The 11,632-nt window shown below is 75.2% G+C and carries 9 protein-coding genes; 2 read left to right on the top strand and 7 right to left on the bottom strand.

Annotation, left to right across the window (positions count from 1 at the left end; translation table 11 throughout):
- Positions 1-78: 78 nt before the first annotated feature.
- A complete protein-coding gene (locus AB0Q99_RS30300) occupies positions 79-2,682 on the bottom strand; it encodes a polynucleotide kinase-phosphatase (RefSeq protein ID WP_363576768.1) in 2,604 nt (867 codons plus the stop codon).
- A complete protein-coding gene (locus tag AB0Q99_RS30305) occupies positions 2,679-4,370 on the bottom strand; it encodes a 3' terminal RNA ribose 2'-O-methyltransferase Hen1 (protein ID WP_363576769.1) in 1,692 nt (563 codons plus the stop codon). Before AB0Q99_RS30305 ends, AB0Q99_RS30300 begins: the two co-directional genes overlap by 4 nt.
- 141 nt (positions 4,371-4,511) lie before the next feature.
- On the opposite strand from AB0Q99_RS30305, the gene dapD reads away from it, so the two are divergent.
- Entirely contained in the window at positions 4,512-5,516 is a 1,005-nt protein-coding gene (gene dapD, locus AB0Q99_RS30310; RefSeq protein WP_363576770.1) for a 2,3,4,5-tetrahydropyridine-2,6-dicarboxylate N-succinyltransferase, read from the top strand.
- A gap of 222 nt (positions 5,517-5,738) precedes the next feature.
- Here the strand turns inward: dapD and AB0Q99_RS30315 are convergent, their stop codons facing one another.
- Positions 5,739-6,047 (bottom strand): DUF6087 family protein, encoded by a 309-nt coding sequence (locus tag AB0Q99_RS30315; RefSeq protein ID WP_363576771.1) that lies wholly within the window; start codon positions 6,045-6,047, stop codon positions 5,739-5,741.
- Positions 6,048-6,210: 163 nt separating this feature from the next.
- Positions 6,211-8,370 (bottom strand): RNA polymerase recycling motor ATPase HelR, encoded by a 2,160-nt coding sequence (gene helR / locus AB0Q99_RS30320; protein WP_363576772.1) that lies wholly within the window; start codon positions 8,368-8,370, stop codon positions 6,211-6,213.
- A 430-nt stretch (positions 8,371-8,800) separates the two neighbouring features.
- On the opposite strand from helR, the gene AB0Q99_RS30325 reads away from it, so the two are divergent.
- Entirely contained in the window at positions 8,801-9,037 is a 237-nt protein-coding gene (locus AB0Q99_RS30325; RefSeq protein ID WP_363576773.1) for a hypothetical protein, read from the top strand.
- Here AB0Q99_RS30325 and AB0Q99_RS30330 read toward each other — a convergent pair.
- The 3 genes from AB0Q99_RS30330 to AB0Q99_RS30340 form a co-directional block, all read right to left on the bottom strand.
- Positions 8,983-9,663, bottom strand: coding sequence for a DUF6099 family protein (locus AB0Q99_RS30330; protein WP_363576774.1), 681 nt, complete (start codon positions 9,661-9,663; stop codon positions 8,983-8,985). The two genes, AB0Q99_RS30325 and AB0Q99_RS30330, sit on opposite strands and share 55 nt — an antisense overlap.
- A gap of 156 nt (positions 9,664-9,819) precedes the next feature.
- Positions 9,820-10,209: a nucleotide pyrophosphohydrolase gene (locus tag AB0Q99_RS30335; RefSeq protein ID WP_363576775.1), complete on the bottom strand. Its 390-nt coding sequence runs from the start codon at positions 10,207-10,209 to the stop codon at positions 9,820-9,822.
- A complete protein-coding gene (locus tag AB0Q99_RS30340; protein ID WP_363576776.1) occupies positions 10,206-11,594 on the bottom strand; it encodes an ATP-binding protein in 1,389 nt (462 codons plus the stop codon). The genes AB0Q99_RS30335 and AB0Q99_RS30340 overlap by 4 nt, the downstream gene beginning before the upstream one ends.
- Between the last annotated feature and the right edge of the window lie 38 nt (positions 11,595-11,632).

Consider the following 11,632-nt stretch of genomic DNA (forward strand, 5'->3'; position numbering starts at 1 on the left):
CCCCGCCCGGGGCTCCCCTGCCGTGGGCCGACTCCGCACGTACGCCGGCCCGGCCGTCGACCCGGTGGTCGTCCGCCGCTACAGGCGCGGGTCGACCGGCTCGGACTCCAGCGCCAGCACCGCGAACACCGGCTCGTGCACCCGCCACAGCGGCTCGCCGGCCGCCAGCCGGTCCAGCGCCTCCAGGCCCAGCGCGTACTCGCGCAGCGCCAGCGAGCGCTTGTGGCCCAGCGCGCGCTGCCGCAGCCGGTCGAGGTGCCGGGTGTAGTCCGGGCCGTAGATGATCCGCAGGTACTCCCGGCCGCGCACCTTCACGCCGGGCTGCACCAGCCCGCCCGGACGGCCCTCGCCGCGCGAGGTGCGCACCAGCGAGGCCAGCGGCTTGACCACCATGCCCTCGCCGCCCGACCCGGTCAGCTCCTCCCACCAGGCGGTGGCGGCGGCCGTCGAGGCCTCGTCCTCGGTGTCCACCAGGACCCGGCCGGTGCGGTGCAGCACGGGCTCCTTCCCGTCGTCGGCGGCCACCAGGCGGTCGATCCGGGCCAGGTGCTCGTCGTGCGGGCGCACCGCGAGGTTCGCCCCCTCGGCGGCCAGCAGCTGGAACGGCGCCAGCCGGATGCCCGACAGGCCCTCGGTCGGCCAGCAGTAGCGCCGGTACGCCTCGGTGAACGCCCGCGCGTCGGCGGAGCGCTGCCGCTGGCGGTCGGTCAGCCCGGCCAGGTCCAGGCCGCGTCCGGCCGCCCGCTCCAGGGCGGACAGCACCTCCGGCAGGGCGGCGCCCGCCGCCGCGCCGACCGCCGCGTACTGGCGGCGCAGCAGCTCCACCGCCTTCAGCGACCACGGCATCAGCTCGGCGTCCAGCAGCAGCCAGCCGGTGCCCAGCTCGTCGAAGAGGCCGGCGCGCTCGGCGGCCGCCCGCACCCGGTCGAGCACGGCGGCCGTCAGCCCGTCGTCGTTGAGGAACGCCCGGCCGGTGCGGGTCCAGATCGCGCCCGGGCCCGCCACGCCGAAGCGGCGCTCCAGCGCGGCGTCGTCCCGGGCGACCAGCAGCACCGCGCGCGAACCCATGTGCTTCTCCTCGCACACCAGGTGCCGCACGCCGTCCGCGCGGTAGGCCAGGAAGGCCTCCTCCGGGTGCTCCAGGTAGCCGTCCCGGCGGGAGGTCGCGCTCGGCGCCATGGTCGGCGGCAGGTAGGCGAGCAGCCGCGGGTCCAGCGCGAAGCGGCTCATCACCTCCAGCGCGGCCGCCGCGTTCTCCTCCCGGACGGCGACCCGCCCGTGCAGGCCGGTCTCGACGATCCGGCGCCCGGCGACGTCGGCGAGGTCCAGCGGGCGGCCCTCCCGGGCACCCGGCGCGTCGGTGATCAGCGGACGCACCGGGGCGTACCACTCGCGCTCGGCCTCGACGCTCACCAGCTCGCGCTCCGGGTAGCGCAGCGCGGTCAGGCTGCCGCCGAAGACGCAGCCGGTGTCCAGGCAGACGGTGTTGTTGACGAAGCTCGCGGTCGGCACCGGGGTGTGGCCGTAGACCACCAGCGCCCGGCCGCGGTACTCCTCCGCCCACGGGTAGCGCACCGGCAGGCCGAACTCGTCGGTCTCGCCGGTGGTCTCCCCGTACAGCGCGTGCGAGCGGACCCGGCCCGAGTTGCGGCCGTGGTACTTCTCCGGCAGCCCGGCGTGGCAGACCACCAGCGCGCCGCCGTCCAGCAGGTAGTGGCTGACCAGGCCGCGCATGAAGGCGCGCACCTCGGCCTTGAACTCCTCGGACTCGCCCGCCAGCTGGTCCAGCGACTCCCGCAGGCCGTGCGAGACGGTGACCTTCTTGCCGTCCATCGCGCGGCCGAGCTTGCTCTCGTGGTTCCCGGGCACGCAGATCGCGTGGCCGGCCGCCACCATGCCCATCACCAGGCGCAGCACGCCCGGGGTGTCGGGGCCGCGGTCGACCAGGTCGCCGACGAAGACGGCGGTGCGGCCCGCGGGGTGCTCGGCGTCCACCGGGCGGCCCTCGGCGTCCCGGGTGAGGGCGTAGCCGAGGCGGGTCAGCAGGGTCTCCAGCTCGGAGCGGCAGCCGTGGATGTCACCCACGATGTCGAACGGGCCGGTGAGGTGGCGCAGGTCGTTGTAGCGCTTCTCCGTCTCGATCTCGGCCGAGCCCACCTCGGCCTCGCCGCGCAGGATGTGCACCTTGCGGAAGCCCTCGCGCTCCAGGCCGCGCAGGGAGCGGCGCAACTCGCGGTTCTGCCGGGGGATGACGTGGGCGGGCAGCTGGCGGTCCGGACGGGAGCGGTTGCGCTCGGCGCACACCCCCGGCGGGACGTCCAGGACGATCGCGATCGGCAGCACGTCGTGCTCGCGGGCGATCCGGACCAGCTGGCGGCGCGCCTCCGGCTGGACGTTGGTGGCGTCCACGACGGTCAGCCGGCCGGCCGCCAGGCGCTTGCCGACGATGTAGTGCAGGACGTCGAAGGCCTCGGCGGAGGCGGACTGGTCGTTCTCGTCGTCGGCGACCAGGCCGCGGCAGAAGTCGGAGGAGACGACCTGGGTGGGCAGGAAGTGGCGGCGGGCGAAGGTGGACTTGCCCGCGCCGCTGGTGCCGATCAGGACGACGAGGGAGACGTCGGTGACGGGGAGGCGGCGCGGGGCTGTGCTCTCGGTGGTTTCGTCGGCTGCGGCGTCGGTCATCGGGGTTCGCCTCCTTCGGGCGTCGTCGGGTCGGTGGTGAGCGGCCGGTCCGTGGTGAGCGGCCCGGTGGCGGTCGGCTCGGGCGCGGTGCGGTTCGGCACGGTGGGCTGCTCGGGCACGGTCGGCTCGGCGGTGGTGAACAGGGCGAGCTGGGTCGGCGCGCCGACCTCCTCGTCCTGCGGGCCGACCGGGCGCAGCACCACGGTGTAGCCGTAGGCGGCCGCGACCTTCTCGGCCCAGGCGCGGAACTCGGCGCGGGACCACTCGAAGCGGTGGTCGGCGTGCCGGACGCTGCCCGCCGGCAGGGTCTCCCAGCGGACGTTGTACTCGGCGTTCGGCGTGGTGACCACGACGGCCCTCGGCCGGGCGGCGCCGAACACGGCGTACTCCAGGGCGGGCAGCCGCGGCAGGTCCAGGTGCTCGATCACCTCGCACAGCACCGCCGCGTCGAAGCCCTTCAGCCGGGCGTCGGTGTACGTCAGCGCGCCCTGGACCAGCTTCACCCGGGCCGCCTGCCGCTCCGGCAGGCGCTCCAGGCGCAGCTTGCGGTTCGCCGCCTGCAGGGCCCGCACGGACACGTCCACGCCGAGGATCCCGGTGAACCGGGCGTCCTTCAGCAGTTCGCCGATCAGCTCGCCCTGGCCGCAGCCGAGGTCGGCGACGCGGGCAGCGCCGGTCTCGCGCAGGGCGTCGAGGATCGCGGTGCGGCGCTGCTCGGCCAGGGAGGGCGGGCGGGGCCGCTCCGGCTCCGCCCGCGCCCCGCCGTTCCCCTCGCGGTGCGTCTCGTCGTGCCCCTCGCGGTGCGCCGGCCCGTTCTGCTCGCGGTCCTCCGGCCCGGTCTCCTCGCCGGGCCGGTCGTCGACCGCGTTGTCGATCTCCTCGACCTCGCGGTCGTCCGCCTCCGCCAGCCGGGCCAGCTCCAGGCGCTCCATCGCGGCCCGGGTCAGCGACCAGCGCCGGGCGAGGTAGCGACGGGTGATCAGGGCGCGCTCCGGGTGGGTGGCCAGCCAGCCCTCGCCGGCGGCGAGCAGCTTGTCCACCTCGTCCGGGGCGACCCAGTAGTGCTTGGCGCCGTCCAGCACCGGCAGCAGCACGTACAGCTGCTGGAGCGCGTCGGCGAGCCGGACGGTGTCGGAGGCGAGCGCGATCCGCACGTACCGGGAGTCGCCCCACTCCGGGAACGCCTCGTCCAGCGGGATCGCCGTCGCCTCGACCCGCCAGCCCAGCGGCTCGAACAACCGGGCCACCATCGCCGGGCCGCCGCCCTCGCCCGCGCCGTTCGCGGGCACGGCGGACAGCTCGATCCGCAGCGGGCGGGCCTGCCCCGGCAGTTCGGGACGGGACGGGCAGTCGCCCTTCATCGCGGACCGGAACACCGTCCGCAGCGCCACCGCGAGCAGCGAGGACGCGGCGTACGGCCGGTCGTTGACGTACTGGGCGAGCGCGAAGTCGGGCGAGCCGCCGCGGCCCTTGCCGTCGCCCCGGCCCTTGCGGACCAGTGCGACCGGGTCGATGTCCAGCAGCAGCGCCGCCGTGCAGACCTCGTCCCCCGCCTCGGGGTAGAAGACGTGGGCCTCGCCGTGCGACGTCGTGAACCGCTGGACCTTGCCGGGGTGCTTGTGCAGCAGGAACCCGAGATCCGTGGCCGGACCTTCGGCGCTGCCGGTGGTGGAGATCGACATGAACACCCGCGGAAGTATTGCCCAGCGGAAGGCCCCTGAGCACCGGGTTTTCCCCGGCCGCACCCCGGTGGCCGGGACGTCCGTCGGGCACGTCCGCACGGTGGGCGTGTTCGGCACCGGGGCCCCGCATTGGCTAACGTGCACGATGTGACTGCTGAATCCACCTCGCCCGAATCCACCTCCTCGGCGAACGGCGCCGTGGCCGCCGGCCTGGCCACCATCGCCGCCGACGGCACCGTCCTCGACACCTGGTACCCCGCCCCCGCGCTGGCCGCCGAGCCCGGCCCGGCCGGCACCGTCCGTCTGACCGCCGAGCAGGCCGAGGCCGAGCTCGGCGCCGGCGCGGCCGAGGCGCTGCGTGCCGACGCGCGCCGCGGCGTCGAGGTGGTCGCCGTGCGCACCACCATCGCCTCGCTGGACGAGAAGCCGCTCGACACGCACGACGTGTACCTGCGCCTGCACCTGCTGAGCCACCGCCTGGTCAAGCCGCACGGCCAGAACCTGGACGGCATCTTCGGCCTGCTGGCCAACGTCGCGTGGACCAGCATCGGCCCCGTCCCGGTGGACAAGGTCGAGCAGGCCCGCCTCGCGGTGCGCGCCCAGGGCGGCCAGCTGGCCGTGTACGGCATCGACAAGTTCCCGCGGATGACCGACTACGTCGCCCCGACCGGTGTGCGCGTCGCCCACGCCGACCGCGTCCGGCTCGGCGCCCACCTGGCCGCCGGCACCACCGTGATGCACGAGGGCTTCGTCAACTTCAACGCCGGCACGCTGGGCACCTCCATGGTCGAGGGCCGGATCAGCGCGGGCGTCGTCGTCGGCGACCACAGCGACATCGGCGGCGGCGCCTCGATCATGGGCACCCTGTCCGGCGGCGGCAAGCAGGTCGTCTCGGTCGGCGAGCGCTGCCTGCTCGGTGCCAACGCGGGGATCGGCATCTCGCTCGGCAGCGACTGCGTGGTCGAGGCCGGCCTCTACGTCACCGCCGGCACCCGGGTCACCACCCCGGACGGCACGGTGGCCAAGGCCGTCGAGCTGTCCGGCCAGGACAACCTGCTGTTCCGCCGCAACTCGCAGAGCGGCGCGGTCGAGGTCATCGCCCGCTCCGGCTCCTGGGGCGGTCTGAACGCGGACCTGCACGCCCACAACTGACCTGCGGGCAGCGACCGTCGGGGTCCGGCGCCGGGTGGCGCCGGGCCCCGCTCGTGTCCCGGAGCCCGGTCGTGGCGGCGGGGCTCCGCACGCGTTTCGGGGTCCGCACGCGCATCCGGGTCCGGTGGGGTCGGGGTGCGCAGCGGTGTGAGTGTGCCCGGCGGTGCCAGGGCTCGCGGTGGCCTCAGCGCTCGCGGCAGCGCCAGGGCGCGCGGCGGTGCCTCACACCCCTCGGGGCTTGCGGTGGCGCCCCGGTGCCTTCCGCGGCCGCTGCCCCCGGTGAGCGAGGCGCAGCAGGCCGTCGCCCTCGATCCCGTGCAGGATCCGCTGGGCGGCGGCGTAGTCCTCGGCCACCGTCTCCGGCAGCCACTGGTAGCCGTCCCAGCGCAGGATCAGCCTCGGCTCGCCGGGCGCCACATGGGCACCGTACTGCCGCCCGCCCGCGAGCCGTACGGCACGCAACTGCCCTACCGGCCGCAGCCGTTGCTCTCGCTTGGCCGCCCACGCCGCCAGCGGTTCCTCCTCGTCCATCGCCCCAGTCTGGCCTCCCGACGCCGTCGGCCGACACCCGCGTCACTCGACCGGGGGACGGGCGTTCCGGCTCCGCCGCCATCGCCTCCCTTCTCCGTTCTCCCTCCTTCCTCCTTCCGTTCCTCCTCCGTGTCTCCGCCCTCCTCGCTCCTTCCTCTCCGCGTCACGAGCTCCTGAGGATCACGAGCCGCTGGGTCGCCCGGGTCATCGCGACGTAGCGGTCGACGGCTCCCTCGACGCCCTCGCCGAACGCCTCCGGATCGACCAGGACGACCAGGTCGAACTCAAGCCCCTTCGACAGCTCCGGGGTCAGCGACCGGACCCGCGGCCGGGCCCGGAAGTCCGGAGCGCCGATCACGCAGGCGACCCCCTCGGCATGCTCGGCGAGCCAGCCGTCCAGAACCGCGTCCAGCTCCGCCACGGACCCGTGCGCGACGGGGATGCCGTTGCTGCGGACGGAGGTCGGCACGTTGGCGTCCGGCAGTGCGGCCCGGATGGCGGGCTCGGCCTCCGCCATGACCTCCTCCGGCGTCCGGTAGTTGATGCTCAGCGAGGCCACCGTGGTCCGGTCGAGCCCGATCCGTTCCAGCCGTTCCTGCCAGGACTCCGTGAAGCCGTGCCTGGCCTGCGCGCGGTCCCCGACGATGGTGAAGCTCCGGGACGGACAGCGCAGGAGCAGCATCTGCCACTCCGTGTCGGTCAGCTCCTGGGCCTCGTCCACGACCACGTGCGCGAACGGGCCGGCCAACGGCTCGGGGTCGGCGACGGGCAGGGCGGTCTCGTCGACCAGGGTGTCCTGGAGGTCGCGTCCGCGCAGCATCGTCACCGCTCCCTCGCCGTCGTCATCGGCCTGGAGCAGGTCGCCGATGACCTCGGCCATGCGGGCGCGTTCGGCGGCGACCGCGGCCTCGCGCCGGCGCTGCCGCCGGGCCGTCTCCGGATCGCCGAGACGCTGCCGGGCGGCGTCCAGGAGCGGCAGGTCGGACACCGTCCAGGCCTGGGGCGCATCCTTGCGCTGCAGCGCGCGGACCTCCTCGGGGTCGAGCCCGGGCGCGCACATCCGCAGGTAGGCGGGCACCGACCAGAGGTCGCCGACCAGGTCGGCGGCTTCGAGCAGCGGCCACGCGCGGTTGAGGGTCTCCACCAGCTCCCGGTCCTGCCGCAGCGACCGGCGGAACAGCTCGGGCGACACCTCCTCCTCGTCCGCGTCCAGCTTCTCGCTCAGGATCGTGGCGAGCTCCTCCCAGATCTGCTCGCGTGCCTCGTTGTGCGGGGTGCCCGGGTCCGGCGCGGCGAACGCGTCGGACCAGTCCGCGGGGCTCAGCCAGAGGTCGGACCAGGAGGTGGTGACCGCCATCCCCTCGGTGGGCGGCTCCTCGTAGAACCGGACGGCCTTCTCGATCGCCTCCACCATGGCCACCGAGGACTTCAGCCGGGCCACCTCCGGATCGGCCTCGGTCTCCGCCTCCGCCCCTTCGGCGACGAGGTCCCGCAGGGTGCAGGTCCGCACGCCCTCCTCGCCGAGGCTGGGCAGGACGTCGGCGACGTAGGCCAGGTACGGCTGGTGCGGGCCGACGAACAGCACCCCGCCGCGCCGGTGGCCGAGTCGTGGGTCGGAGTAGAGCAGGTAGGCGGAGCGGTGCAGCGCGACGACGGTCTTGCCGGTGCCCGGACCGCCGTCGACCACGAGGGCGCCGCGGGACCCGGCCCGGATGATGGCGTCCTGGTCGGACTGGATGGTGGCCAGCACGTCCCGCATCCGGGCCGAGCGGTTGCCGCCCAGGCCGGCGATGAACGCGGACTGGTCGTCCAGCGCGGCGTGCCCCTCCAGGGCCTCGGCGGTGAACACCTCGTCCCAGTAGTCGCTGATCCGGCCGCCGGTCCAGCGGTACCTGCGGCGGCTCGCCAGCCCCATCGGGTCGGCGTGGGTCGCCGCGAAGAACGGCTCGGCCGCCGGGGAGCGCCAGTCGACCAGCAGCCGGCGCCCCTCGCTGTCGGTGAGACCGAGCCGACCGACGTACACCGGCTCGGCGTCGTCCGCGCCGACGACGTGCCCGAGGCAGAGGTCCAGACCGAAGCGACGCAGGGCGCGCAGGCGGCCGGTCAGCTTGTGGACCTCGACGTCCCGGTCCATCGCCTCCCGGCCGAGGCCGCCCGGCGCCCGGCGCAGGACGTCGAGGCGGTCGGACAGCTCGGCGATCGCCTGCTCAAGGCTCTGCGCGACGGCCGCGAAGTGCCGCTCGTCGCCGCCGATCAGTGCCGGGTCGGCCTTCGCGGAGAGGCCGTCGGGAAGGTCGAACGCGCTGGTGGTCAGGGGGGTCATGGCATCAGCTCCGATCTGAGGCCTGCGATTGTGCGGCACCACGGGGGCCTTGCCGCAAGACCCCCCGTGCGCTATACGTTGAGAGTGGCAAGGGGGGGTTTCTCCCCCTTTCCGGCCGTCTCCGGCCCTCCTTCCGGCCCTCCTCCCGTCGCCTCGGACGGAACCTTCCCGCGCCCGGCTCGCACCCCGACCGGCGCCCGCACCTAGCCCAGGCCGCGTCGCAGCGGCAACCCCGGCTCACCCGGGAGGCTTACGCCGCACCCGAGTCGGACCGCATCGGGTGGTGCCCGGTGACGGCCGCCGGGGCGGTTCGTTGGGTGCTGAGGCGGGGGCGTGCATCCCGGTGGCCGGGCAGCCACCGCTCCCGCCGCACGGGCCGAGTCACCGTCGGCCGCTTCACCCCGCACCACCGATCCGAAGAGGTCCCGCCATGTCCGAACGCTCCGCCACGCCACAGCTCCCGAGCAGCCCGACGGGCTCGGCCGAGGGCGCCTGGGCCGGGCCCGACGCCTCCAGGAGCCTGCTGGAGCGGATGCAGGAACTGCTCGCCTCCGTCACGGCGGATCTCGCCGCGCTGCAGTCCTCCGGGGCGCCGGCCGCCGGCCCCGCCTCCTACCCGACCGGCACGGACACCTCCGAGGCCCCGGCCGCGCCGGGAACCCGGTAGCCGGCCGCCCGCTCCGGCACCGTCGGCCCGCCCTCACCCGGCGGTCCGACGACGTCCGGCAGACCGACGTCGCCCGGCGGCCCCTCGCCGCCCGGCGGGTCGAGCCGAACGAGTAACGGCGAACCGCAGTCGGCCCGTTCGGGCTCCGCCCCGCCCAGCGCCGTACGCTCCGCTCCCCCGGCCCGGCCCGCCGCGTCCCGGAGCCGCCCGGCCAGCTCCTTGCACTCCGCCACCGCGTCGACGCCGTCGATGCACGTCCAGTAGAGGCTCTCGGTGTCGGCTCCGCAGGCCAGCACCACGAGCGTCTCCCCGACCTCCTGCAGCAGACCGTCCAGCGCCCCCAGAGCCGGTGCCAGCTCCCCGAGTTCGGTGAGCCGCCCGGCCCGACCGCCGCTCACCAGGGCGGCCCGGGTAACGGAGCGGTCCAGGCAGACCGCCGCGTGCGCCCCGGCCTCGGAGAGCTGCTGGCCCAGCCCGGTGAGTTCCTCGTCCTCCGACTCCGCCAACCGGGCACCCATCGCCTCGGTGAGCAGCGCGGCCTGCCGCGCCTCGGCCAGCACATCGGGGACGTGCCTGGCCTCGGCCAGGGCGTGCCGGGCCGTCCTGATCAGTCGCAGCGCCTCCATGGCCACCGCTCCTCTCGCTCGCTGTCGCCGTCAGCCCGGGCCGCAGGGAAGGGCGGCCGGGTGGTCATGGCGACAGCGTGCGAGGAAGTGCGCGAACCCGCATCCGTCTTGTCAGAACCTGTGGACAACTCCAGGGTTGTGGATAACTTCCGTCCCTCACAAGGGTTGGTCGTTCACGTCCGGGTTGACGTCAGCCGCCCCGTCCGGCACCGGGAAGCGGTGCTCGTTGCGCTCGATCTTGGCCGCGAGGGCCTCCAGCGGATCCACCCCGACCGCCGTGCAGAACTGCAGCAGGTACGCCAGCACGTCCGCCACCTCGTCCCGCACCCGGTGCGCGCGCTCCGGCTCGGACATCGCTGCGGCCGCCTGTTCGGGCGTCAGCCACTGGAAGATCTCCAGCAGTTCCCCCGCCTCCACGCTCAGCGCCGCCGCCAGGTTCTTCGGCGTGTGGAAGGGCTCCCACCGCCGGGCCGCCGCGAAGTCCACCAGCCGCTGTCGCAGGGCTTCCAGGGTCGGCTCCCCCGGTCCCGTCACTCGTTCGCTCACCCCTCCAGGTCTACCCCATCGCCGCCCACCGCCGACCCGGCCCCCTCCGTCACCGGCCCCTTCGCCGGCCCCTTCGCCGGACCCTGCGCCGGCCGTTCCCCCTCCGCGGTCCCGTCGGTCCCCTCCCCGCGCCCGCCCTGGGCCGGCACCCGGACCGTCTCCGGCCGCAGCACCGTGAGCCCCGAGTCCGGGTCCCGCCGGCACTCGACCACCGTCACCCCGCCCGGCCACGCCTCACCGGGCCGCCCCTCGCCCGCGCCGCCCAGCGCCTCCCGGACCGCCGCCGGCTCCTGCAGCGCCGCCACCACCCGCAGCTGGCCGCGCTCCGCCATGTCCCGCGCCAGCCGCAGCAGCGAGCCGGCCTGCTCGGTGGAGAGCCCGGCCCCCAGGTCCTCGGCCAGCACGGTCAGCTGCCGGTGCGCCCACGGCACCTCGGCGGCCACGTCGAGATCGAGCACCCCGGCGCCGGTCAGCAGCACCGCGGCGAAGGCGAGGTGGCGCAGCATGCCGTCGGAGGCCTGGTCGGCCCCGGTGCGCCCGAGGACGCCCTCGTCGAAGACGGTCAGGACGTGCCGCACGCCCGCGTCGCTCTCGCGCTCGGCCACGGTGAGCCCGAGCAGCGGGTGCGGCGCGGCGGACTGCACGACCCGCAGGAGCTGCCCGTACCGGCGCGGGCACTCGTCGCCCAGCCGGGCGATGACGGCGGAGATGTTGGCGGCGTTGCCGCGCAGCCGGGCCTGCGGGTCGGCCGTGGCCCAGCCGCGCATCAGGGCGGGGACGGGGTGCAGCGGGAAGACCTCGCGCAGCGCGGTGAGCAGGTCCTCGGCGGCGGCCAGGACCAGGCACTCGCCGGCCGACGAGCCCGCGACCCGCAGCGGCAGCTGCGCGGTGATCATGGTGCCGCTGGGGAAGGGCGCCCGGATGTCGCCCTGCCGGGTGTCGTTGTGCCAGCAGACGTTGACGCGTCGGTGGCGGAGGTCCTGCTCGCCGGTGTCCACCAGGGTCCGGCCGTCGAGGGTGAGCGATTCCCGGGCGATCCGGACCGGGCCGTCGGTGCGGATCACGACGTCGAGCCGGATCCGGCCGTGCGGGGAGCGGACGGTGCAGCCGAGGATGATCGCGTCCCGGCCGTGCGGGACGCAGCCGTCGAGCCCGCCCCGGACGGGCAGCGCGAGCGGACCGGCAGGGTCGGGCCGCCCGTCCAGCGAGTCGGTGATCTCCTCGCCGAGCGCGAGCCGGGACAGCACCGCCAGCGCGTCGAGGGCGTTGGACTTGCCGACCCCGGCGGGCCCGTACAGCACCGTGAGGGGCGCGAGCGGCAGCACCGCGCGCCGGTAGGACTTGAACGAGGTGAGCCGGAGCTCCTCGACGGTGGGGCGTGGCACGGGCGACCGGTCGGGCTCCGGGGCTCCCGGTCGGAGGG

The sequence above is a fragment of the Kitasatospora sp. NPDC086791 genome (assembly GCF_040685975.1).
Lineage (GTDB): Bacteria > Actinomycetota > Actinomycetes > Streptomycetales > Streptomycetaceae > Kitasatospora.